The sequence below is a fragment of the Micromonospora sp. WMMD812 genome, from assembly GCF_027497215.1.
GTDB lineage: Bacteria > Actinomycetota > Actinomycetes > Mycobacteriales > Micromonosporaceae > Micromonospora.
Genome location: NZ_CP114904.1, coordinates 4,161,952 through 4,185,211 on the forward strand (window position 1 = coordinate 4,161,952; position 23,260 = coordinate 4,185,211).

Sequence of the window (23,260 nt, forward strand, 5' to 3'; positions counted from 1 at the left end):
AGTGGCCGGCAGGGAAAGTTGATCGCGTACGCTTGCCGGGTGCCGAAGGAGCAGCCGCCGCGACCCGAGCCGCTCGACCCGCCGATGGTGCCGTTCGCACTCGCCGGCATGGCCGGCTGGGCGATCGTCGGGCTGGTGCTGCTGGTCTTCTTCCGCGGCTGGTTGACCGATCACGATCACCAGAACTGGCTCTGGATCTGCCTCGCCGGGTTCCTCTGGGGTCTCCCCGGGCTCGCGGTGATGATGCGGCACGACGCGAACCGTCGCCGCCGCCGGGCCGCCGCCGGCCGCTGACCCGCGCGCCGGCCCCGCCCGGTCAGGAGTGGCCGTACGGCTCCGCCGGCTCGGCCGCCTCGACCGACCCCGGGGCCCGGCTGACCGAGACGGCCTCCACCGCGCTGTCGTCGTAGACCGTCGGCATCTCGTCGACCGAGGTCTCGGCCGCCTCGATGAGTGTCTCCGAGTGCGCGCCGCAGCCGTGGTCGACGCTCACCACCCGGCCGTCGTCCGGGGCGTAGAAGTTGCCGCAGGCGCCGAAGGCCTGCCGCAGCGAACCGGCCAGCGGCAGGTAGAAGCCACAGGTGCCGCAGCGGGCTGCGGCGGGGGCGGCGGCCGAGATGGGGGCGGCGGGGCCGTGGTCGCCGTCGTACCACCGCTGGGCCGCCTCGGAGCGCCCCTCCCGGGAGAGCACCCGGGGCCGGCCGAGGCCGAGCTCCCACGCCGTCTCCTCGACCGCCGGGTCGTCGGAGAGCACGTAGCCGGGGGCCAGCCGCTCGTCGTCCGGCGGGGTGGGCAGCAGGTCGCCCGGGCCGAGGTCGCCCGGCTTGAGCCGCTCCTGCCAGGGCAGCCAGCCCGGGGCGAGCAGCGCGTCGGTGCCCGGCAGCAGGACCGTCTCGCAGATCGTGACGTTGCGGCTGCGGGGCACCCGGGTGACGGTGACCGCCCAGCGCCAGCCGCGGTAGCCGGCGAGCCGGCACTCGAAGTAGTGCGTGACGAGCCGCTCGCCCTCGGCGACGGCCTGCAGGTGCTCGCCGACGTCGTCGGGATCCACCTCGGTGATGCCGGCGCGCGCCACGTCGACGGCGGCGGCGCAGATCTGGTCGAGGCGGGCGGCACGGGCGGAGGCGGGCCTGGTCACCCGACCATTGTTCCCCATGCGTGCGCCCGCCTGACAGGGACTCCCCGACCACGTTCTGGGCAACTGGTGCGGCGTACCCCGATCAGATGGGCGAGGATGGTGCACATGCCGTTGTTCTCCCGCTCCGGGCGATCCACTCTCGGGCGGACCGTCGGCACCGGCATCCGCGCCCTCCGGCTGCTGTTGCGCGGCTCGGTCGGCGGCGGGCGCTGGGTGACCCGGCGGGCCGGGCGGGCCCGGGCCCGCGGCGCCGGCGGCGAGGTCGGCATGGTCCGCCTCTTCGACCTGCACGCGGTCTCCTGCGCCGGCGACACGCTGATCGCCATCGGCCTGGCCGGGACGATCTTCTTCAACGTGCCGCTCGGCGAGGCGCGCAGCAAGGTCGCGCTCTACCTGCTGGTGACGATGATTCCGTTCGCCATGCTCGCCCCGGTGGTCGGGCCGCTGCTCGACCACTTCCGGCACGGCCGCCGCTACGCGCTCGCCGCCACCATGCTCGGCCGGGCCTTCCTGGCCTGGCTGATCTCCGACTACATCCACGGGTTCGGGCTCTATCCGGCGGCGTTCGGGGTGCTGGCGCTCTCCCGGGCGTACGGGGTGGCGCGCTCGGCCGCGGTGCCGAGGCTGCTGCCGGAAGGGCTGGGCCTCTCCCAGGTCGGGGCCCGGGCCAGCGTCTACGGCACGGTCGCCGGGGCGCTGGTCGCCCCGATCGGCCTAGCCGCGTTCTGGCTCGGGCCGCAGTGGCCGCTCCGGGTCGCCTCGGTGATCTTCCTGGTCGGCATGGTGATCTCGCTGCGGTTGCCGCCGAAGGCGGACTCCGAGCCGCCGGAACGGGTACCCCGTCCGCTGCGGGCGTTCGGCCGGCGTTCCGGCGAGCGCCCGTTGGGCCGGGGCCGGCCGTCGGGTCGACTGGTGATCGCCTCGCTGATCGGGGCGGCGACCCTCCGCGCGGTCTACGGCTTCCTGCTGCTCTTCCTCGCCTTCGCGATCAAGAAGGGCGACCTGACCACCGTCGTGTTCGGTCGGGAGTTGAGCGACGAGGCCGCGCTTGGCCTGGTCGGGGCTGCGCTGGCGGTGGGCAGCTTCCTGGCCACCGCGGTGGGCACCCGTCTGCGCATCCACCGGCCGACCGCGATCCAGTCCAGCAGCATGATCATCGTGGCCGGGGTCGCGGTACTCGCCGTGGTCAAGTTCTCGCTGCCCATGGTGGCCCTGTTCTGCCTGGTCACCGCCCTGCTCAGCGGCGTCGCCAAGCTGGCGGTGGACGCCTCGATCCAGGAACGGATCCCGGAGCGGCTGCGAGCCAGCTCCTTCGCCCACTCCGAGACGGTGCTGATGCTCGCCTTCGTCGCCGGCGGCGGGCTCGGCCTGGTCCCGTTCCCCGGCCGCACCGGCATCGCCGTCGCCGCCGGGGTCGGCGTGCTCGCCGCCATCCGGGGCGTGCTGGTGGCGGGGCGGTTGCGCGGCGAGCGCCTGGCGGGCCGACCCCTCGGCGACGACGAACTGGCCGAGGAGCTGGCCGATTCCGGGCCGGCGTCGGCGTCGGCGTCGGCGTCGAGCGACGATCCGACCCCGACCTCACCGGCCCCGACGAAGGCCGACGACCCGCGCCCGACCTCACCCGCCCCGGCGACCAACGGCTCTGCCGGCCACGACCCCGATCTCGCCCCGCCCGGCTACCACATCTACCGCCCGTCCTCCGCCGTCGGCGGTCCCGGCGGCAGCGACGACGAGTCCCGCCGGGAGCCGCGCGGGCCGCTGTCGTGACGGCACTGCTCGTGGTCACCGCGGTGCCGGCCGAGGCGGACGCGGTGCGGGCCGGCCTCTCCGACCCCACGATCACCGTCGCGCCGGTGGGGGTGGGCCCGGCCGTCGCCGGCGCCGCCACCGCCCGGCTGCTGACGCTGGCCGAGGCGGCCGGCCGGCCGTACGGCGCGGTGGTCAGCGCAGGCGTGGCCGGCGGCTTCACCGACCGGGTCCCGGTCGGCGGCACCGTGCTGGGCACCGCGAGCATCGCCGCCGACCTGGGCGCCGAGTCGCCGGAGGGCTTCATCCCGATCGACGCCCTCGGCATGCCACCGGCTCTGTTGGGCGCCGGCAGCACGGTCACCGCCGACCCGGAGCTGCTGGCCGCGCTCCGCGCCGCGCTGCCGGCCGCCATCGTCGGGCCGGTGCTGACGGTCAACACCGTGACCGGCACCGCCGCCAGCACCGAGGCGCTGAGCCGCCGCTACCCGGACGCCGTGGCCGAGGCCATGGAGGGGTACGGCGTGGCCGTGGCCGCTGCCCAGGCCGGCCTGCCCTTCGCCGAGCTGCGCACCATCTCCAACCCCATCGGCCCCCGCGACCGAAACTCGTGGCGCATGCGCGAGGCGCTCGCCGCCCTCACCGAGGCCGCCCCGGCCCTGGGCTGAGCGGCGATCAGACCAGCCGGCCCAGCCGCAGTGCCCACGGGCGGCTCGCCTGCAGCTGGAACCCGCACGCGAGCAGCAGGTCGGTCCCGCCGCCGTCGGCGATCGCGTAGGCGCTGCGGATCCCGTTTGCCCGCATCCCGTCGATGAGCGCCTCGACCAACCGACGCCCGATGCCGAGCCGCCGGTAACCGAAGGTTCACGAGGATCCCGTCGAGCACCATCTCCCGGCCCGTCTCGCTCTCCGCCTCGTACGCCAGGTACGGATTCCGCTCGTGCGCCCGCAGCTCACCGACGAGTTCGCCGTCGGGTAACTCGGCGACCAACCGCCAGCAGTTCGAGGGCAGATCCTGAGCGGTTACCCGGCGCACGCGGACCGTCCGGCGTACTTCCGCGCACCGCCGCCGGATGTCCCGGTAACGCCGGTTCAGCTCGTAGGTGGCCGGGGGGAGGGGCAAGGGATACCGCTCCGGCGGCAGCCTGTACCAGTCGGCCCACCAGGCGCCCGGCCAGTCCCGCGGTTCCCGGACCTCCCACACGTCCAGATGCGCCGGGTACCACCGACCCGCCTCGTCCCGCAGGTCGTCGTGCGGCACCTGCGACACCGGCGACACCGGTTGGCCACCGGCCAGCACACCCTCGCCGACCGCCGCCCCCGCAACAGAAGCCGCGCCCTGTCCCGACACCACGCCCTCGCCCGACGCCGCGCCCTCGCCGGCCCGCAGACCGATGACCAGGACGCCGCCCGCGGCCCGCACCAGCCGCTCGACGGTGTGCAGTCTCGGGTCTCGCGCCCTCCCTGACTCGATCCGCGCCACACTGGCCTGCGGCACGCCGGCCCGCTCGGCCAACTCACGTTGGCCCAGATCCGCTCGGCGCCGCAGAGACCGCAGCACACTGCCCACATCGATTGCCTCCGCCCCCTCGTCCACACACCGATGCTCGCGCCTAGGACGAACGCCATCAACAAACCACCGCGTTCCTGTGGACAACCCTGTGGACAACCGGGCTCTGCTGTGCAAAACCCGACGCCCGCACGCCTCCCCTCGTCGGCCACAAGGGGTGTCGCAAGCCCTTAGAGCTGAGTCACTGGCGTCATCACGCCGGGAAGCGCGGATCGCTCACGACCCGGGAAGCACGACCTGGAACGCCCACGGCCGGCAAGCGCGACCGCGCAGATCGGTGCGAGCCGAGAAGCGCGGGCTCGTGAGTCGTTTACGACATCAGCTCTAAAGGACACGAACGACATACCCGAGCCGGCCCGACGGAGGCCATTCGGGATGCCCGAGCCGGCCCGACGGACGGCAGCCGGAACGCCCGAGCCGGCCCGACGGACGGCAGCCGGAATGCCCGAGCCGGCTCGACGGCAGGGCGATCGACATGCCCGAGCCGGTCAAGTGGGAGGGCTGTCCGTCGTCACAGCACGGGCGGCCCCCGATCGGGCTCCTGAGGGCGGGGCTACGGTGGGGGTGTGGCGCTCTCTCTGGCGATTTCGCCCTGCCCCAACGACACGTTCGTCTTCGACGCCCTGGTGCACGGTCGAGTGGCCGGCGCGCCGCCGGTCGAGGTGACCTACGCCGACGTGGACGTGACCAACACGGCGGCCGAGCGGGGCGCGTTCGACCTGGTGAAGGTGAGCTTCGCGGCGCTGCCCTGGCTGCTCGACCAGTATCACCTGCTGCCCTGCGGCGGGGCGCTCGGTCGCGGCTGCGGCCCGCTGGTGCTCACCCGCGGGGACCGCACCGACCTGTCCGGGGCGACGGTGGCGGTCCCCGGCGACCGGACCACCGCGTACCTCCTGTTCCGGCTCTGGGCGGCGGACCGCCCGCCGGCGCGGATCGAGGTGGTGCCGTTCCATGAGATCATGCCCGGCGTCGCGGCCGGCCGGTACGACGCGGGCCTGGTCATCCACGAGGCCCGCTTCACCTACCACCGGCACGGACTGACCGCCCTGGTCGACCTCGGCGAGTGGTGGGAGGCCGACACCGGCCTGCCCATCCCCCTCGGCGCGATCCTGGCCCGGCGCGGCGCGGTCGACCCGGAGGCCGCGGCCGGGTGGATCCGGGAATCCGTCCGGCAGGCCTGGGCCGACCCCGCGGCCAGCCGTGACTACGTGCTCGCGCACGCCCAGGAGATGGAGCTCGACGTCGTCGACCGGCACATCGGCCTCTACGTGAACGAGTTCACCGCGGACCTGGGGGAGGCGGGATTCGCCGCCGTGGAGGCGCTGCTCAACCGGGCCGCCGACGCCGGGCTCGTGCCTCAAACCTCCAGCTCGCGCGCCACGGCGTGGACCAGCTGAGCGATCTTCTGCGCGGTCTTCCGGTCCGGGAAGCGACCTCGGCGCAGGTCCGGCTGGACCTTCGCCTCCAGCACCTTGATCATGTCCTCGACCAGGCCGTGCAGCTCTTCCGCCGGCCGGCGGCGCAGCTCCGCCACCGACGGCGGCGCCTCCAGCAGCTTGACCCCCATGGCCTGGGCGCCCCGGCGGCTGTCCACCACGCTGAAGTCGACCCGCTGACCACCCTTGAGGTCGGTGACACCCGCCGGTAGCGCGGCCTTCGGCAGGAACACGTCGCCACCCTCGTCACTGGTGACGAACCCGTATCCCTTGGTCGCGTCGTACCACTTCACTCGACCCGTAGGCACCTGAGAACCCCTGCTTCGTTGAGACGTCTACTGCTCCAAGGCTAGCTGGATCATGCCGTCGAGCGCCGCCGGGAATTCGGTGAGATCGTCCAGCACCACCTCGGCCCCGGCCGCCCGCAGCTCGTCGGCCGAGCAAGGGCCGGTGGCCACCGCGATGCCGGGCACCTCCGCCGCCGCGGCGGCGACCATGTCGGCCACGTGGTCGCCGACGTAGTGGGTCGCGTCGTGCTGGCGCAGCGCCACCGCCTTCTCCTCCGCGAAGAGGTCCCCGGCCACCTCGTCCACCACCAGCCCCAGGTGATCGAGGTGCAGCCGGGCCAGCCGGCCGAGCTTGGAGGTGACCACCAGCACCCGGCCACCCCGCGCCCGGATCGCCTCGATCGCCTCCCGGGCGCCAGGAAGCGGCACGGTCGGGGTGATCGCGTACGCCGGGTAGAGCTCGCGGTAGAGGTGCACCGCCGACTCGACCTGCTCGGGCGGGAACCACCGGGCGATCTCGGTACGCAGCGGCGGCCCGAGCCGGGAGACCGCCGCGTCGGCGTCCACCGGCACGCCGGTGCGGGCGGTGAGCGCCCGGTAGGCGGCGGCGATGCCGGGCCGGGAATCGACCAGGGTCATGTCGAGGTCGAACCCGACCGTCAGTGGGGACATGCGGAGAAACGTACCCGGCCGGGCCAGCCGACCAGCCGGACGTCCGAGGGGCGGGACCACCCCTTGCCGGGCTAGCGTGGAACGACGATGACCACCTCACTCGCCGACCATCTGCGGTCGCTGCCCGACGAGTCGCTGGCCGCCCTCCTCCAGCTGCGGCCGGACCTCGTCGTACCCGTGCCGGCCGACGTCTCCGCGCTCGCCATCCGGGCCGCCTCCCGGGTCTCGGTGGCCCGGGCCCTGGACGGGCTGGACCAGTTCACCCTCCAGATCCTCGACGCCGCCCGGCTCACCCGCGACCCGGCCGACGGCACCACCTCGACCGACGCCGTGCTGGCCATGGCGACGGCCGGCCCCCGACCACCCGCGCCGACCACCGTCCGGGGGGCCGTCAACAAGCTGCGCGCGCTGTTCCTGCTGTACGGCCCGGAGCACACGCTCACCGTGGTGCCGAGCGTGGACGAGGTGTCGCCGTACCCGGCGGGGCTGGGCCGGCCGGCGGCGGAGCTGGACCCGCGGACGGCCGCGCTGTGCGCGGACCCGGCGAAGCTGCGCCGAACCCTGCTGGCGGCGCCGCCGTCGGCCCGCGCGATCCTCGACCGGCTCGCGGCCGGGCCGCCGGTGGGCAGCGTGCCGCCGGGCGCGCTGCAGGCGCCGCCGCTCGGTGCGGAGGACGCGCTGCCGCCGGACCTGACGAACGGTGGCGCGCCGACCGGGTCGCCGGTGCGCTGGCTGGTGGACAACCGGCTGCTCGTGCCGGTCTTGACCGGGAAGTCCGGCTCGGCCGGCACGGTGGAGCTGCCCCGGGAGGTCGGGCTGCTGCTGCGTCGGGACAGCGGGCCGCTCGGCCCGTTGCGGACCAGCCCGCCGCCGGTCGCCGCCGCGCCCCGCGAGGCGAAGGCGGTCGACTCGGCCGGGGCCGGGCAGACCATCGAGGTGGTACGCCACACCGAGACGCTGCTCGAGCAGCTCGCCGCCGAGCCCGCCCCGGTGCTCCGCTCCGGCGGGATCGGCGTACGCGAGCTGCGCCGCCTGGCCCGCGGCGGCGCGCTGGACGAGTCGACGGCGGCGCTGCTGCTGGAGGTGGCGTACGCGGCCGGGCTGACCGGCGAGCTGGACCTGCCCGGCACCACCGGGCGGTACGGCGCCGACCAGCAGGTGCTGCCGACGGCCGGCTACGAGGTGTGGCGGGCCGGCTCGCTGGCTCAGCGCTGGGAGCAGCTGGCCCGGGCGTGGCTGACCATGACCCGGCAGGTCGGGCTGGTCGGGCAGCGCGACGACCGGGACCGGCCGATCACCGTCCTGTCCGCCGAGGCGGAGCGGGCCGGCGCGCCGGCCGCCCGACGGGCGGTCCTCGGGGTGCTCGCCGACCTGGAGCCGGCGACCGCGCCCACCCCGGACGAGGTGCTGGAACTGCTCGACTGGCGGGCGCCCCGGCGCAGCCGGGGGCGGGAGACGGCGCACCGGGAGGTGCTCGCCGAGGCCGCCCAGCTGGGCGTGACCGGGCTGGGGGCGCTCACCTCGTACGGGCGGCTGCTGCTCGCCGACGTCACTGACGCGGACGACCGGGTGGACGACCCGCTGGGGCTGCACACGGACGCGGACAGCGAGGAGCCGTCGACGGCGGTGCGGGCGCTGGACGCGCTGCTGCCCGCGCCGGTCGACCACTTCCTCGTACAGGCCGACCTGACCGTGGTGGTGCCGGGCCCGCCGGAGCCGACGCTCGCCGTCGAGCTGGAGGCGGTGGCCGAGCCGGAGTCGGCGGGCGGGGCCAGCGTGCACCGGGTCACCACGGCGAGCGTGCGCCGGGCGTTGGACGCCGGCTACTCGGCGGACGACCTGCACGGGCTCTTCCGCCGGCGGTCCCGCACTCCGGTGCCGCAGTCGCTCACGTACCTGGTGGACGACGTGGCGCGCAAGCACGGCGGGCTGCGGGCCGGCTCCGCCGGGGCGTACCTGCGCAGCGACGACGAGGCGCTGCTGACCGAGGTGTACGCCGACCGGCGGCTGGAGTCGCTGTCGCTGCGCCGGTTGGCGCCGACCGTGCTGGTCAGCCCGCACCAGATGGGACGGCTGCTCGGCGCGTTGCGCGACGCCGGGTACGCCCCGGTGCCGGAGGACGCGAGCGGCGCCGTGGTGCTGTCGCGCCCGCGGATCCGCCGGGCGCCGGCCCGGGTGTCGGTGGCCACGCGGACGCTCGACCCGCTGGCCGCGCCGAAGCTGCCGATGCCGCGCCTGCTCGGTGTGGTGGAGCAGATCCGGCGGGGCGACGCGGCGGCGCGGGCGGCCCGGCGGGCTCCCGCGGTGGTCCGCGCCGGTGCCCGGGGCGCGACCGGTCCGACGCCGGTGCAGGGGCATTCCGACGCTCTCGCGGTTCTCCAGCAGGCGGTCCGGGACAAGGCGCTGGTCTGGGTCGGCTACGTCGACGCGCACGGGGCAACCGCGTCCCGGCTGGTCAAGCCGGTCTCGATCGGCGCCGGCTACCTGCGCGCCGAGGACGAGCGGACGGAGATGCTGCACACGTTCGCGCTGCACCGGATCACCGCCGCGGTGCTCGCCACCTGACCGCCTCAGCGGCGGCTGCGGCGTACGGTGCCGACGACGGAGATGATCAGCAGCAGCGCGAAGCCGGCGCCGGCCGACTCGCCGACCGAGTCGACGAAGCCCTGCCGGAGCACCAGCCAGCCGAAGAGGAACCAGCCGAGGAGGATCACCCCGGCGACCGCGTACGCGATCACGGTCGCGGTCGAGACCTCGCCCGCCGGGGTCTGTTCGTGTTCGGGGACCACCTCGCGGTCGACTGTCATCTCCGCCTCCCCCGTCCGGTACACGCCAGATCTCCAGCGTGGCACCGCCGTGGCGGAAGTGACAGGGGATAAAACCCGGATGCGGTGGCGACGCTGCCCCGGCACACGCCGACGGTGCCGGGACGGCGTCCGCCGTCAGGTGCCGGGACGCCGCCCGATCAGGACCACCCGGCTGCCGACCTTGCCCAACTCCCAGTAGCGGACGGCGTCGGCGTGCAGCAGGTTGACGCACCCGTGCGAGCCGATCGACATGTTGTGCAGGTAGGTGGTGGTCTCGTGGAAGCCCATGCCCTGGGTGAAGTGCTGCCAGTAGGGCAGCCAGACCTCGTACGGGTTGGACCACTCCTTGATGTTGCGATAGTTGATCTTGTAGGTGCCGGCGGGCGTCCGGTAGCCGGCCATCCCGGTGCGGGTCACCGTGGGCTTCACGAGCACCTTGCCGTCGCGCATCACCCAGGTGGTCTGTCGGGTCAGGTCGATGCAGAAGGTGGTGCCGGACCCGGCCTTGCACCGGCTGGTGTCGGTGGTGGCGAGCCGCTTGGCCACGTCGTACGTCGTGGGGCCGGCGCGGCCCTGGGCCGGGCGGACGTCGTAGCGCTTCTGGAACTTCTTGATGGCGGCGCAGTCGGCGGCGGACTGCTTGCCGTCCACGGTCACCGCGCCGAACCCGCCCAGCTGGGCCAGGTAGGTCTCCACCTCGCGCTGGCGCTCGCCCTGCGGGCAGCCGGCCGGGGTGGTGCTGGTCGCCGGCTTCGGTGCGGTGCGGCTCGGCGTCGGCTTGGGCTTCGGCGCGGTCGTCGTCCGACTCGGTGCCGGCTTCGGCGTCGTCGACGCGGGCTGGTCACGCTGGTCGGGGCCGGGCGTTGCGCTCGCCCCCGATGCCTGTTCCGCCGCTCCGGCCGGGGCGGCTCCCCCGCCACCACTCCCGCCGCTCGACGGGTCGAGCGCGCACGCGCCGGCGCCGACCAGCGTGACCACCACCAGGGCGACCAGCCGGGAAGTGATGTGAACGCGCTTCATGGGCCCTCCCTGCACTGCCGTCCCCTTCGTAGACGTTCATAAGTGCCAGACCGGTTGCATCGTGTGCGCATTTTTCTTCGGACATCTGGCCGCGTGCAACACTGGATGGTCGGCCTGCGGCCGGTCACCTGCTGTTCCGGGTAACCGACTGGCGGCAACCCCCGAGGAGAGGACGCTGGCGTGAGCGGTGGACCACTGATCGTGCAGTCGGACAAGACCCTGCTGCTGGAGATCGACCACCCCGACGCGCAGGCCTGCCGGATGGCCATCGCACCCTTCGCCGAGTTGGAGCGCTCCCCGGAGCACGTGCACACCTACCGGCTCACCCCGCTCGGGCTGTGGAACGCCCGCGCCGCCGGCCACGACGCCGAGGGCGTGGTGGACGCGCTGATCAAGTACAGCCGCTACCCGGTGCCGCACGCGCTGCTGGTCGACGTGGCCGAGACGATGGACCGGTACGGCCGGCTCCAGCTCGCCAACGACCCGGTGCACGGCTTGGTCCTGCGGGCCCTGGACCGGGTGGTGCTGGTCGAGGTCGCCAAGAGCAAGAAGCTCGCCGGCATGCTGGGCGCGAAGATCGACGACGACACGATCGCGGTGCACCCGTCCGAGCGGGGCCGGCTCAAGCAGGCGCTGCTCAAGCTGGGCTGGCCGGCGGAGGACTTGGCCGGCTACGTGGACGGTGAGGCGCACCCGATCGACCTGGCCGAGGCCGGCAAGGAGGGCCGCAAGCCGTGGACGCTGCGGTCGTACCAGCGGGAGGCCGCCGAGGCGTTCTGGGCCGGCGGCTCCGGCGTGGTGGTGCTCCCCTGCGGCGCCGGTAAGACCCTGGTCGGCGCGGCGGCGATGGCCGAGGCGAAGGCGACCACGCTGATCCTGGTCACCAACACGGTGGCGGGGCGGCAGTGGAAGCGGGAGCTGATCGCGCGTACGTCGCTGACCGAGGAGGAGATCGGCGAGTACTCGGGCGAGCGCAAGGAGATCCGCCCGGTCACCATCGCCACGTACCAGGTGCTCACCTCGCGGCGCGGCGGCGCGTTCACCCACCTGGACCTGTTCGGCGCCCGCGACTGGGGTTTGGTCATCTACGACGAGGTGCACCTGCTGCCCGCGCCGATCTTCCGGTTCACCGCGGACCTCCAGGCCCGCCGCCGGCTCGGCCTCACGGCGACTCTGGTACGCGAGGACGGCCGCGAGGGCGACGTCTTCTCGCTGATCGGCCCGAAGCGGTACGACGCGCCGTGGAAGGACATCGAGTCGCAGGGCTGGATCGCCCCGGCGGAGTGCACCGAGGTGCGGGTGACCCTGACCGACGCGGAGCGGATGGCGTACGCGACGGCGGAGACCGAGGAGCGCTACCGGATGGCGGCGACCGCCCGGACGAAGCTGCCGGTGGTGAAGGCGCTGGTCGACCGCCACCCGGACGAGCAGACGCTGGTGATCGGCGCGTACATCGACCAGCTGCACCAGCTCGGCGAGTACCTGGACGCGCCGATCGTGCAAGGGTCGACGACGAACAAGGAGCGGGAGCGGCTGTTCGACGCGTTCCGCGCTGGTTCGCTGCGGACGTTGGTGATCTCGAAGGTCGGCAACTTCTCCATCGACCTGCCCGAGGCGGCGGTGGCGATCCAGGTGTCCGGCACCTTCGGCTCCCGCCAGGAGGAGGCGCAGCGCCTCGGCCGGGTGCTCCGCCCCAAGGCGGACGGCCGGCAGGCGCACTTCTACACGGTGGTCTCGCGGGACACGATCGACACCGAGTACGCCGCACACCGCCAACGCTTCCTCGCCGAGCAGGGGTACGCGTACACCATCGTGGACGCCGACGACGTCCTCGGCCCGAAGCTCCCGACGATCGAGTGACCCGGCGGGTGCCGCGCCGGGACCGGGTGTCCTTCGTGCTCGCTTTAGAGTGATGTCGTAAACGACTCAGGCGTCAACGCGTCCGGCTGCGAGGAGAAGGGGTTGGCGCGTCGCTGAACGCGGCCCGCCAACCTCCGCAAGGCTCGGCTACTTGCCGCCGCCGGCTCGGAAGGCCACCCAGGCGTCGCTCATCCGGTCCGCCTGTCCCGCGGGTGCGGGCGCTGGGGCGCGCCGCCAGCGCTTCCTGGCCGAGCAGGGGTACGCGGCCACCATCATGGACGCCGACGACGTCCTCGGCCCGGAGCTCCCGACGATCGACTGACCGCCGTCCCTTGATCAACACCAGGTCGGCGATGTGGCGTTGTCCCCGGCCGACCAAGTAATGCGCATTCGGCCAACTGCCCCCCGGTGAGGCTTCCGCAAGGCAGGTGACTGGGATAGCCTGCCTCACAGGTGTGCCGGGAAGCCTGGTCGGCGAAGAGATCACGTCGACGAGGGGTCCAGAATGAACGGCAAACTGATCGACGCGAGCCTGGTTGTGATCTGGCTCGGAACCTTCCTCATTGTCGCCATGGTTCACCCTGGCGTGGCCAACCTCCTCATCGCATGGGGCGGAGCCGTCCTGCTCGGTTGGTACAACACTCTGGTCCGCCGTGACCCGAAGACCGATGCCTTGCGTGAGCGGTGGCAGCCTCGCTGACCGTACGCATCCGGGCAGAGTGCGTCCGATCCTCGCGACTGCCGAACGGCTCCTCGGAGTGACCGAGGGCGGCGGTCAGGGCAGGATGCGCCTCGCGAAGATCGGCTAGCTCGCCATTTCCTGTCGGTCCTGGACGGCGCCGGTTCGCAGGCGCCGTCCAGGACCGACGGGCGGGTTTCTCTTGTTAGTCCGGTTCGTTGCTGTACGTCCGTGCTGTACTGGCGACGCTGCCGCTCTGGCTCGGGGCCGGCTGGCACCAGATGGAAGCCGTCATGCCGCACGTTCGACTTTCCGGGCTGGTGCAGCAACTACCGAAGGTGAGGCCGTGGATCACACCCTGACCTTCGGCCTGCTGGTAGCGCTCGTCGGGGTGGCGTTGTCGACCGCGATCCTGTCCAGCCGAATCAGCGATGCCATCGGGGTGCCGGCGCCAGCGCTCTTCCTGGTCGCGGCCGCCGTCGCCTCCGACCTGTTCCCCGAGCTGTACGGGCTCGACGTGCAGCATGTGCAGGACATCGTCACCGTCGCGTTGATCTTCATCCTCTTCGAAGGCGGCATGCACATCGGATGGCGCCGCTTCCGATCCGCGCTCGGCCCGATCGCTGTCGTCGGCGTCCTCGGCACCTTCCTCACCGCCGCCGCCGTCGCGCTGCTCGCCCATCTCATCTTCGACTTCAGTTGGCTGGCCTCGCTGCTCATCGGTGCCGCGCTGGCCCCGACCGACCCGGCCGCGGTCTTCTCCGTGCTCGGCAAGCAGGAGATCAGCGGTCGATCCGGGACCGTCATCGAGGGAGAGTCCGGCGCCAACGATCCAGTCGGCATCGCCCTGGTGGCCAGCCTGCTCGTGGTGATCGAGACGGGTGCCACCGGCTTGGAGGCGTTCGGGGAGGGATTGCGCGAGTTCCTGCTCCAGATGGCTATCGGTGCGACCGTCGGGCTCGTCCTGGGCTACGCCCTGCGATTCGTGGTCCGGGTTCCGCTACCGACCGACGCGCTCTATGCCGTACGCACCATCGCCGCCGCCGCCACCATCTACGGCGTCGCCACCGTGGCGCACGGGTCCGGCTTCCTCGCCGTCTTCGTCGCGGGGATCACCCTCGGCAACCTGCCTATCCCGCACAAGGGCGAGATTCGGCGGGTGCACGCCTCGGTGGCCAGCCTTGGCGAGATCGTGGCGTTCGCCGTACTCGGGCTCACCATCGACCTGTCCGAACTGTTCAGCAGCCGCGCCTGGTGGATCGGCCTGATCCTCGCCGCGCTTCTCACCCTGGTGGTCCGTCCGCTGCTGGTCGGCCCCCTGCTGATGCCGGTGGCGCTGCGGCCGGGCGAGAAGATCTTCGTGCTCTGGTCCGGCCTCAAGGGCGCGGTGCCGATCCTGCTCGGCACCTTCGTCTTCGTCGCCGCCATCCCGGACGCCGAACTCATCTACGACATCATCTTCGTGGTGGTGCTCTTCTCGGTCGTCGTGCAGGGCGGCCTGATGCCGCTCGTCGCCCGGTGGTGCGGCGTACGGATGGAGCCGGAGCCCTAGGCGCTCGACGGCCATCCGAGCAGGCGAGCGCCGAGCACGGCCGTGTGGAGCGTGAAGCGCTGGGTTGGTTCGCTGGGGTGGTAGCCGGTCAGATCGCGGACGCGATCGATGCGGTAGGTGACCGCGCGGACGGACAGGTGCAGTTGGCGGGCGGTGGCGGTGTAGTTGCCCTGGTTGTCGAAGAGCACGGCGAGCGTGTGGAGGTAGGGCTTCGGACCACCGCGGGCGTCGGTCAGCGGGCCGAGGACGGTCGTGACCAGGTCGGCGATGGCGTCGCGGTCGCGCAGCAGGACCGGGAAGACGAGAAGGTCCGCCGCGTTGAGGACGGGGGCGGTGAAGCCGAGCTTGGCAGCGAGGTTGAGGGTGTTGCGGGCCTCGTCCAGTGAGGCGGCCACGCCTTGAAGCCCGGGGTGGGCACGTCCGACGCCGATCTGCCACCGCTCGGTGCCGAGTTCGGCGAGCAGCAGGTGGGCCAGCTCGGCGGGGACGCCACGCAGGCCGCCGGCGCTGATGCAGACAAGATCGGCGTCGCGCAGGGTGGTCAGGGTGTTGCCTTCCCCGAACCGGGCGGCGAGGCCGGCATCGATACGGCGGGTGACCTCAGGGGTGAGCTTCTGGGCGCGGGCGACGATGACTGTGTGCGTCGCCGAAAGGCGGATGCCATACCGTTCGGCGCGTTGGGCGAGCCCGCCCGGGTCGGCGCGGCCGGTGAGCAGGTCGTTGACAAACGCGGATCGTTCGCCGTCGTGGCGGGCCAGCTCCGCGTGGGCGCGGTGGGTGTATCCGTCGATGGCCGCGCTCACAACGGTGTGCGTGCTGTCGAGCAGGGTGGCGGCCTCGGCGTGCACGGTAGTGGCGGTGTCGGTGGTGTGCCGGCCGATGGCCGCCCACCGGGCTATCGCTGCCTCAAGCATCGCGGTGACGAGGTCGCGGAGTTGCAATCCCGCGTCGGCGGTGCGGGCGCCGAGGTCGCCAGCAGCGTGTAGCCGTGCCGTTCCCGCTTCGGTCTCCAGCAGCTCAGTGCAGCCGGTTACCAGCCGGCGCCAGTCGAGGTCGGTCATCGGCGGATCGTGGCTCCTCCCGGTACACGTACCGGTGGCCGCCGTAGGCGGACGGCGGCCACCGGGTTCGTATCAGACACCGACGTCGCGCCGGTCGAACAGCAGCACTCCGGCGATCGTCGTCGCCGCGGCGACGACGACCAGGGCGAGCAGTCCGGCCGCGTGCCAGCCGGTGTGCAGCGGATCCGTGCCGATGAAGTAGTAGAACGGCGAAAGCCACCTCAGCCAGCCGGCACTGTCGAACATGCCGCCGATGGCGTTGGCCATGTAGGTGGCGACGGCCAGCACGCCGGTGATGGCCAGCACGTGGCCGCGCCGGCCGGTGGCAGCGCCGACGAGGAACGCGATGCCGGTGAAGCACCACACCAGCGCCACCAGCCCGGCCGAGGCGGCCGCGACATGGGACATCGGGATCTCCATGCCGATCGCCGGGACGATTATGCTCAGCAGGATCCAGGGGATCACCGCGACCACGGTCACCGATGCGCCGGTCGCGGCCAGCCGCTGGGCCGCGAACGCGTTGCGTGACAGCGGGTTGGCCAGCAGCAGCTCCATGCCGCCGTCCTCTTCGGGGCGGGCGATAGTGCGGCCGGTGAGCGTCACCGCACACATGATCACCAGCAGTGGGCCGATCAGGCTGAACACGGTCGCCTGCAGGTATCCGGCCGGCGAGAGCATGTCGGCGATGCCGAGGAAATCGAGCATGCCCTTGGGCAGAGTGTCCTGCTTCAGCTCCGCAGCCCCTTGGAACTGGCTGTAGAACGAGGTGTAGATAGTGGTGAACGCGGCGACGCCGACGGACCAGCCGAGGACGGCGCGGCGGTCGTCGCGCCAGGTCTTACGCACGAGCGCGGGCAGCATCGCCGGCTCCTTCGGAGTGGTAATAGAACGACAGGAACGTCTCTTCCAGATCGGGTTCGGCCGACAGCAAGTCGACCACGTCGTGGCGGGCGGCGGCCTTGATCAGCGGGTCGAGGCGGCCGTCGACGGTGCAGCGAAGGACCGGCCCGGACACCACCACGTCCGTCACACCGGGTAGGACGCCGAACTCGGCGGCGTCGACCGGATCAGCGAAGTGGATCTCGACAGTGCGAATGGCGCGCTTGCCGAGGGATTCGACGCGCTCGACGGCGGCCAACCTGCCATCCCGAACGATCGCCACCCGGTCGGCGGTCTGCTGCACCTCGGCGAGAACGTGGGAGGACATGAAGACGGTCTGCCCAGCGTCGCGGGCGTCCCGAATGATGGCCAGGAACTCGTGCTGCATGAGCGGGTCCAGGCCGCTGGTGGGCTCGTCGAGGATCAGCAGCGCCGGCTGGTGCATGAACGCCTGCACCAGGCCGACCTTCTGCTTGTTGCCCTTCGACATGGTGCGCACCGGGCGGGACAGGTCCAGGTCGAGGCGTTCGGCCAGGTCGGTCACCTGTGACCAGGCCACCCCGCCGCGCGCGGCGCAGAAAAAGCGCAGCAGATCGGCCGCTTTCTCCCGGCCGGGAATCGCCAACTCGCCGGGCAGGTAGCCGATCTGGCGATGCAGCGCGGCCTTGTCCTTGCGCGGATCCAGCCCAAGCACAGTGGCGTGGCCCCGCGTCGGACGCAGGAAGTCCAGCAGCAACCGGATCGTGGTGGTCTTGCCGGCCCCGTTCGGTCCGAGGAAGCCCATCACTTCCCCGGCGCGTACCTCGAGGTTGAGGCCCTCAACGCCGCAGCGGGTGCCATAGAACTTGGTCAAGTCCTCGGCCAACACGGCCATCTCGGTGGTCATAGCCCACATAGTCGCGACCGCTCCTGCTCGGGATCCAGGTCAGGGTCCGGTCGACTTCGAGAGTGTGCGTTGCCGGAACCCGGCAAACCCGCAGCTCGCGAGCCCGATTGCGATCACGCAGAAGGTCACCTCCACCGGCGCCCCGAGGCGCGGGCGGCTCAGAGGACGCGGGTGACCTGCTCGGCGGCGACCAGCGCGTCCCGCTTCGCTGGGTCGAGGTTGGCGCAGAGCACCACGGACGCTCCGGCGGACAGCGGCGCGAGCAGCCACTTCAACGGCTGCTCGTGCTCGGCCGCGTCGACCAGCAGCCGGTCGCCGGCGCGCAGGTCCCACGTCTGGGCCATCTCGCGGGCGATCGCGCCCCACTGGCCGTACGTGGTGCCGTCGGGGCTGGCCGGGTCGGTCGGGCGGACGGCGGCGTGGTCCGGGGCCGCGTCAGCGTGCCGCAGCACCTCGCGGGACCAGTCGAGCCAGCCCGCCGGCACGTCGGCCAGCGGGTCGGGGCCGGTGCCGACGAGGTAACGGTGCGTCCCGTCGGGCACGTCCTCCAGCCAGTCGTCGAGGCGGTCCGGGGTCACGAAGACCGCGTCGTATGGCAGGTCGCCGCCCGGTTCGAGGACCGGCAACCCGGCGGTGGCGCGCGGCCGGAACGACACCGCCAGGCCGACCGCCCAGGCGCCCAGCAACACCGCGGCGGTACGCCAGTGCGGCGGCAGCAGCACCGCCACCCGGCTGCCCGGAGCCAGCCCGCAGCCGTCCCGCAGCAGGCCCGCGCTGCGCGCCGCCCAGCCGCCGAGCTGCGTCGCGGTCAGGTCGACCCGCTCGCCGCTCGCGTCGTCCAGCCAGGTGAGCAGCGGAGAGTCTGCGTCGCGCGATGCGGCGACCGTGACGGTGACGTCTGTGCTGGCGGTCATCGGGCACCCTCCTGCCGGCCGGTCACCACCCTATCCACCGGTCCGCCGGACACGACGCCCCGCATCGCGGTCGACTTTGGTCGCGGGGAGCGTCGGCCGATGGCCGTATCGGCGGGCCGGGCGGCTCGGACACCGTGCCGAGTAACACCGAGCGCCCCGAGGAGCGTCGATGACCACCCTTCCCCGCACTGCCGCCGCGCCCGCGGACCGGCCGTCGCTGGCCCGGCGGCTCGCGCCGGTGCTGGCGCTCCTCTTCCTCGCGCCCTGGGCCGCCGAGTGCGCCTGGGGCGGCTTCACCCTCGCCGAGGTACCACTGGTGCTGCTCATCCTCGGCCCGATGTACGGCGGGGCCGCGATCCTGATCCGGGAGACCGCCCGGCGGCTCGGCGCGGGCTGGCCGGCGATCGTGCTGCTCGCCGCCGCGTTCGGGGTGTTCCAGGCCGGGATCGTCGACCAGTCGCTGTTCAACCCCGACTTTCTGGACGACACGGAGTACGCCGACACCCAGGCAGCCGCCGCGGCGACACTGGTCCCGGGGCTCGGGTTCAGCCTCCGGCAGGCGTTCGACTACGTGGGCAACCACATCGTGCTGAGCATCTGCGCGCCGATCGTGCTCGTCGAGTCGTACCTCGGGAAGGCTCGCCGGCTGCGGCCCTGGCTCGGCCGGCCGGGCCTGGTCGTGGTCACGCTGCTCTGGCTGGCGGGCAGTCTGCTCATCTTCTCCGACGATGGCGGTCGGAAGGGTTTCCTGGCCAGCCCGCTTCAGCTGGGCTTCGCCGCCGCGCTGATCCTCGCCCTCGTCGCGGTGGCCCTACTGCCCCGCTGGCGGCGTTCGCGACCGCGCCCGAACGACCCGACCGCGCCGCGCCCGATCTGGGTGGCCCTGGTGGTCGTGGCCGCCCACTTCGGCGTCGACCTCGCGCCCGGCTGGGCCGGGGTGGGCATCGCGCTGGCGTTCGCCGCCACCGCCGGAGGGTTGGTCGCGTTCTGGTCCTCCCGCGCCGGGTGGGGACAGTGGCATGTGGTCGCCGCCGGCACGGCGAGCCTGGTCACCGCCGCCGCGTTCGCGTACCTCGTGCCGCCCTACGCCGCCGCGTCGCCGGCGGCGTCCCTGGTCGGCGACGTCGCGATCAGCGTGATCACCGTCGCCCTGATCGGCGGCGCGGTGTGGCGACTGCGGCGGCCTTCGTCGGGTGTTCACGTCCGCGCAAGCTGATGATCCCCCGCAGGTGTCAGCCTCCGACCGGGCCCCGACCAGACGGAGGACGTCCTTGACATTCAGAAGAACCTTCACCGCGCTCACCGCAGCCGGTGTCGCGGCTGCCAGCCTGACCGGCGCCACCTCGGCGACCGCCGGTGGACACCACCACCACCCGGGCAAGCCGCTCGCCTTCGACCGGGTCGCCACGTACCCGGTCTTCCAGAACCGACCGGCCGATGAGGAGCCGGCGACCGCGACGGTCGCCGAGATCTCGGCGGTCAGCCCCGACGGCCGTACGTTGATCTACACCGACGCGCTGTCCCGCCGGATCGGTTTCCTCGACATCTCCAACGCCGACAAGCCCCGTGGCCTCGGCACCCTCTCCCTCGCCCAGCTCGGCGAAGCCGAGGACGAGCCCACCTCGGTGGCCGTGGTCGGCCGGTACGTGCTGGTGGTCGTCAACACCAGCCGCAGCTACACCGAGCCGTCCGGCCGGCTGGATGTGATCGAGCTGGCCACCCGCAAGCGGGTCGCGAGCTACGACCTCGGCGGCCAGCCCGACTCGATCGCGATCAGCAAGGACCAGCGGTACGCCGCGATCGCCATCGAGAACGAGCGCGACGAGGAGGCGACCCCGCCCGGTGGCGAGGAGGGCGACCTGCCCCAGCTCCCCGCCGGGTTCGTGCAGATCGTCGACCTGGGCGGCAAGTCGCCGGCGAACTGGCGGCTGCGGCCGGTGCCGCTGACCGCCGCCGACGGCACCGCGCTGCCCGCGCTGGTCGCGGCCGGCCTCGCCGAGCCGACCGACCCGGAGCCGGAGTACGTCTCCATCAACAGCCGCAACCAGCTCGCGGTGACCCTCCAGGAGAACAACGGCGTCGCCCTGATCGACCTGCCGACCGGCCGGATCACGAAGGTGTTCGGCGCCGGGACCGCCTCGATCAGCGGGATCGACACCAAGAAGGACGGGGTCATCGACCTCACCGGTTCGATCAGCGACGTGCCGCGCGAGCCGGATGCGGTGGCCTGGGTCGACGACCGGTACCTCGCGACCGCCAACGAGGGAGACTGGCGGGGCGGCAGCCGCGGCTGGTCGGTCTTCGACAGCCGTTACGGCACGCTGGCCTGGGACGCCGGCAACACGTTCGAGCGCCTGGCCGTGACGTACGGCCTGCACAACGAGGACCGCGCCGGCAAGAAGGGCACCGAGCCGGAGGGCGTCGCCGTCGCCGAGTACGACGGCGTGCGGTACGGCTTCGTCGGCTCGGAGCGCAGCAACTTCGTCGCCGTCTACGACCTGAGCAACCCCACGAAGCCGGTGTTCAAGCAGGTGCTGCCCTCCACCAACGGGCCGGAGGGGCTGCTGCCCATTCCGTCCCGCGGGCTGTTCGCCATCTCCAGCGAGGAGGACGACGCCTCGGTCAACGTCCGGGCCTCGGTCTCGCTCTACCGGCTGGGCAAGGACGCGCCGGCCTCGCCGAGCATCGTGTCCGCGTCCGACAAGCAGGGCACCCCGATCGGCTGGGGCGCGCTCGGTGCGCTGAGCGCCGTTCCGGGCAAGCCGGACCAGCTGTACAGCGTCACCGACGCCGCGTACAGCCAGACTCGGATCTTCACCATCGACGCCAAGCGGACCCCGGCCGTGATCAGCGGCGCCCTGCCGGTGCGCGACGCCGCCGGCCAGCCGGTCGGCTACGACGCCGAGGGCATCTTCGCTCGTCCGCAGGGAGGTTTCTGGCTGGCCGTCGAGGGTGCCTCCGGTCCGGAGAACAAGCTGGTCCGCCTCGACGCCAACGGGGTGACCAAGCAGGTCGTGCCGCTGCCGGCGGACGTCGCCGGCGGGCTCGCCAAGCAGGGCCTGGAGGGCGTCACCGCCACGACCGACCGGTACGGCCGCGAGGTCGTCTGGGTGGCCGTGCAGCGCGAGGTGGCCACCGACCCGGCCGGGATCGCCCGGCTGGGCCGGTACGACGTCGCGGCGGGCACCTGGAGCTGGTTCGGCTACCAGCTGGGCAGCACCACTGTGGCCGGTGACTGGATCGGCCTCTCCGAGATCACCGTGGTCGGCGACCGGCTCGCGGTGATCGAGCGGGACAAGCTGAACGGCCCGGCGGCCACGCTGAAGCGGGTCTACACCGTGCCGCTGCCGGACGCCGCTGCGGGCCCCGGCCCGCTGCGCGTCCTGCCGAAGCGGCTCGCGGTCGACGTGCTGCCCGCGCTGCGGGAGAACAACGGCTGGACCCAGGAGAAGCTCGAGGGTCTGACCGTGGCCGGCAACGGCCAGGTGTACGCGGTCACCGACAACGACGCGGTCCAGGACGCCACCGGCGAGTCGGTGTTCCTGCGGCTCGGGTCCAGCCGGAAGGTCTTCGGGCGCGGCTGACCCGTAGGGCGGCCCCGGCAGCGGTCGGCCGGAGCCGCCGCGAGGCCCGGCATCCACGGTGAGGTGGATGCCGGGCCTTCGTCGATCATGCAGTTGTGGCGCCCGCCCAGCCCCGGTATGCCCGCCTCGTGAGGCACCACACGTGCATGATCGACGGCGCTCACGGGCGGCTGCGCAGGTAGCGGGCGCGGCGGCCGGCGTCGGTGAAGCCCAGCCGCCGGTAGAGCGTGGCGGCCGGGTTGTCGTCGTTGACGCAGAGCCAGGCCGCGCCGGCCTTCTCGGCGGCCAGCGCCCGCAGCGCCGTCGCCACCAGGTAGGCCCCGACCCGCCGGCCCCGCCACTCCGGGAACACGCCCACCTGGTCGATCCACGTGCCGAGGACGTTGAGGAACCCGACGGGACGCCCGTCCGGGCCGCGGGCCAGCATCGACAGGTCCGGGCGGTACTCGTCGTCCTCACGCAGCTCGCCCAGCCACTCCTCGGCCTCCGGGGCACGGAAGCCGGGTCGGTCGGCGAACGACGCACGGTACGTCTCGAACAGCTCGGGGCCGACCTCCCAGGTCACCGGCTCAGCACGCACCCCGCCCGGCGGCGGGATCTCTGGAACGGCGTCGAGGTCGTGCCGCAGCACCCACTCCAGGAACGTCCGGTCGAGGCCGCGCGCAGCGAACAGGGCCTCCCCGCCCGGGCTCCACGTCTCGGTGGTCACCAGCAGGTCCTCGCCGCCGGCCTGCTCGTCCGCCCAGCTCAGCAGTCGCTCGCCGAGGCCCCGCCCGCGCCACTCCGGGTGCACGAGACCGGTCGCCGAGACCGGTCGGCGGTCGGCGCCCACACCGACGGCCGCAACCAGCTCATCGCCTTGCCAGGCGCCGAGGGTACGAGCCTGGAGCAGCCGCGCCCGCAGCAGCGGCGGCCGGACGAACAGCGGCAGCCCCCCGTCGGCCGCAAGACACGCTTGAGCCAGCCCGGTCAGGGCCGGCAGGTGCTCCTCGCCGAACGGCTTCCAGGTGAGCATCGTCGGGTCCACCGTCGTCCTCGTCCCACACGTCGCGACCCCGTCGGCCGCGTCCCGGTGAGTCAGTAGGCGCGAGGCCCGGCCCCAACGTCAACCGGATTCGACCGCCCCAACCCGGCCGCGCGTCACCCCGGCGTCCATAGACCCCTGCGAC

Annotated in this window: 22 protein-coding genes; 11 read left to right on the forward strand and 11 right to left on the reverse strand. The window is 72.9% G+C overall.

What is annotated here, in order from left to right; all coding sequences use genetic code 11:
- The first annotated feature begins 39 nt into the window (after nucleotides 1–39).
- Entirely contained in the window at nucleotides 40–294 is a 255-nt protein-coding gene (locus O7603_RS19130) for a DUF2530 domain-containing protein (RefSeq protein WP_281571173.1), read from the forward strand.
- A 22-nt stretch (nucleotides 295–316) separates the two neighbouring features.
- Here O7603_RS19130 and O7603_RS19135 read toward each other — a convergent pair whose 3' ends face one another.
- A complete protein-coding gene (locus O7603_RS19135; protein ID WP_281571174.1) occupies nucleotides 317–1,156 on the reverse strand; it encodes a DUF3027 domain-containing protein in 840 nt (279 codons plus the stop codon).
- Between the two features lie 87 nt (nucleotides 1,157–1,243).
- Between O7603_RS19135 and O7603_RS19140 the strand changes: the two genes are divergently transcribed.
- Both O7603_RS19140 and O7603_RS19145 read left to right on the forward strand, forming a co-directional pair.
- A complete protein-coding gene (locus O7603_RS19140; RefSeq protein ID WP_281571175.1) occupies nucleotides 1,244–2,905 on the forward strand; it encodes an MFS transporter in 1,662 nt (553 codons plus the stop codon).
- Nucleotides 2,902–3,552 (forward strand): futalosine hydrolase, encoded by a 651-nt coding sequence (locus O7603_RS19145; protein WP_281571176.1) that lies wholly within the window; start codon nucleotides 2,902–2,904, stop codon nucleotides 3,550–3,552. The genes O7603_RS19140 and O7603_RS19145 overlap by 4 nt, the downstream gene beginning before the upstream one ends.
- A gap of 7 nt (nucleotides 3,553–3,559) precedes the next feature.
- Here the strand turns inward: O7603_RS19145 and O7603_RS19150 are convergent, their stop codons facing one another.
- Nucleotides 3,560–3,712, reverse strand: coding sequence for a hypothetical protein (locus O7603_RS19150; RefSeq protein WP_281571177.1), 153 nt, complete (start codon nucleotides 3,710–3,712; stop codon nucleotides 3,560–3,562).
- Nucleotides 3,713–5,020: 1,308 nt separating this feature from the next.
- On the opposite strand from O7603_RS19150, the gene O7603_RS19155 reads away from it, so the two are divergent.
- Nucleotides 5,021–5,851: a 1,4-dihydroxy-6-naphthoate synthase gene (locus O7603_RS19155; protein ID WP_281571178.1), complete on the forward strand. Its 831-nt coding sequence runs from the start codon at nucleotides 5,021–5,023 to the stop codon at nucleotides 5,849–5,851.
- Here O7603_RS19155 and O7603_RS19160 read toward each other — a convergent pair.
- Both O7603_RS19160 and O7603_RS19165 read right to left on the reverse strand, forming a co-directional pair.
- Nucleotides 5,812–6,198, reverse strand: a complete 387-nt coding sequence (locus O7603_RS19160; protein ID WP_130321396.1) for a cold shock domain-containing protein — start codon at nucleotides 6,196–6,198, stop codon at nucleotides 5,812–5,814. The two genes, O7603_RS19155 and O7603_RS19160, sit on opposite strands and share 40 nt — an antisense overlap.
- A 27-nt stretch (nucleotides 6,199–6,225) precedes the next feature.
- The gene (locus O7603_RS19165) at nucleotides 6,226–6,849 is read right to left on the reverse strand and encodes an HAD family hydrolase (RefSeq protein WP_281571179.1); all 624 of its coding nucleotides are present in this window, start codon (nucleotides 6,847–6,849) and stop codon (nucleotides 6,226–6,228) included.
- An 87-nt stretch (nucleotides 6,850–6,936) separates the two neighbouring features.
- On the opposite strand from O7603_RS19165, the gene O7603_RS19170 reads away from it, so the two are divergent.
- Entirely contained in the window at nucleotides 6,937–9,414 is a 2,478-nt protein-coding gene (locus O7603_RS19170; protein ID WP_281571180.1) for a helicase-associated domain-containing protein, read from the forward strand.
- 5 nt (nucleotides 9,415–9,419) lie between these two features.
- Here O7603_RS19170 and O7603_RS19175 read toward each other — a convergent pair whose 3' ends face one another.
- Both O7603_RS19175 and O7603_RS19180 read right to left on the reverse strand, forming a co-directional pair.
- The gene (locus O7603_RS19175; RefSeq protein WP_281571181.1) at nucleotides 9,420–9,656 is read right to left on the reverse strand and encodes a hypothetical protein; all 237 of its coding nucleotides are present in this window, start codon (nucleotides 9,654–9,656) and stop codon (nucleotides 9,420–9,422) included.
- 135 nt (nucleotides 9,657–9,791) lie between these two features.
- Nucleotides 9,792–10,676, reverse strand: a complete 885-nt coding sequence (locus O7603_RS19180; protein WP_281571182.1) for a L,D-transpeptidase family protein — start codon at nucleotides 10,674–10,676, stop codon at nucleotides 9,792–9,794.
- 180 nt (nucleotides 10,677–10,856) lie between these two features.
- Between O7603_RS19180 and O7603_RS19185 the strand changes: the two genes are divergently transcribed.
- The 4 genes from O7603_RS19185 to O7603_RS19200 all read left to right on the forward strand — a co-directional run bounded on the left by O7603_RS19185 (nucleotide 10,857) and on the right by O7603_RS19200 (nucleotide 14,767).
- Nucleotides 10,857–12,536, forward strand: coding sequence for a DNA repair helicase XPB (locus O7603_RS19185; RefSeq protein WP_281571183.1), 1,680 nt, complete (start codon nucleotides 10,857–10,859; stop codon nucleotides 12,534–12,536).
- Between the two features lie 151 nt (nucleotides 12,537–12,687).
- Nucleotides 12,688–12,858, forward strand: coding sequence for a hypothetical protein (locus tag O7603_RS19190; protein WP_281571184.1), 171 nt, complete (start codon nucleotides 12,688–12,690; stop codon nucleotides 12,856–12,858).
- Nucleotides 12,859–13,041: 183 nt separating this feature from the next.
- Nucleotides 13,042–13,236 (forward strand): hypothetical protein, encoded by a 195-nt coding sequence (locus O7603_RS19195; protein WP_281571185.1) that lies wholly within the window; start codon nucleotides 13,042–13,044, stop codon nucleotides 13,234–13,236.
- Nucleotides 13,237–13,561: 325 nt separating this feature from the next.
- Entirely contained in the window at nucleotides 13,562–14,767 is a 1,206-nt protein-coding gene (locus O7603_RS19200; RefSeq protein WP_281571186.1) for a cation:proton antiporter, read from the forward strand.
- Here the strand turns inward: O7603_RS19200 and O7603_RS19205 are convergent.
- The 4 genes from O7603_RS19205 to O7603_RS19220 form a co-directional block, all read right to left on the reverse strand.
- Nucleotides 14,764–15,828, reverse strand: a complete 1,065-nt coding sequence (locus O7603_RS19205; RefSeq protein ID WP_281571187.1) for a helix-turn-helix domain-containing protein — start codon at nucleotides 15,826–15,828, stop codon at nucleotides 14,764–14,766. The genes O7603_RS19200 and O7603_RS19205 overlap by 4 nt on opposite strands.
- 72 nt (nucleotides 15,829–15,900) lie before the next feature.
- Nucleotides 15,901–16,689, reverse strand: a complete 789-nt coding sequence (locus tag O7603_RS19210; RefSeq protein ID WP_281571188.1) for an ABC transporter permease subunit — start codon at nucleotides 16,687–16,689, stop codon at nucleotides 15,901–15,903.
- The gene (locus O7603_RS19215) at nucleotides 16,667–17,593 is read right to left on the reverse strand and encodes an ABC transporter ATP-binding protein (protein ID WP_281571189.1); all 927 of its coding nucleotides are present in this window, start codon (nucleotides 17,591–17,593) and stop codon (nucleotides 16,667–16,669) included. The genes O7603_RS19210 and O7603_RS19215 overlap by 23 nt, the downstream gene beginning before the upstream one ends.
- Nucleotides 17,594–17,751: 158 nt before the next feature.
- Nucleotides 17,752–18,507: a TIGR03089 family protein gene (locus tag O7603_RS19220; protein ID WP_281571190.1), complete on the reverse strand. Its 756-nt coding sequence runs from the start codon at nucleotides 18,505–18,507 to the stop codon at nucleotides 17,752–17,754.
- 169 nt (nucleotides 18,508–18,676) lie between these two features.
- Between O7603_RS19220 and O7603_RS19225 the strand changes: the two genes are divergently transcribed.
- Nucleotides 18,677–19,723, forward strand: a complete 1,047-nt coding sequence (locus tag O7603_RS19225; protein WP_281571191.1) for a hypothetical protein — start codon at nucleotides 18,677–18,679, stop codon at nucleotides 19,721–19,723.
- Between the two features lie 55 nt (nucleotides 19,724–19,778).
- A complete protein-coding gene (locus O7603_RS19230; protein ID WP_281571192.1) occupies nucleotides 19,779–22,091 on the forward strand; it encodes an esterase-like activity of phytase family protein in 2,313 nt (770 codons plus the stop codon).
- Nucleotides 22,092–22,251: 160 nt separating this feature from the next.
- Here O7603_RS19230 and O7603_RS19235 read toward each other — a convergent pair whose 3' ends face one another.
- The gene (locus tag O7603_RS19235) at nucleotides 22,252–23,118 is read right to left on the reverse strand and encodes a GNAT family N-acetyltransferase (RefSeq protein WP_281571193.1); all 867 of its coding nucleotides are present in this window, start codon (nucleotides 23,116–23,118) and stop codon (nucleotides 22,252–22,254) included.
- Nucleotides 23,119–23,260 lie beyond the last annotated feature (142 nt).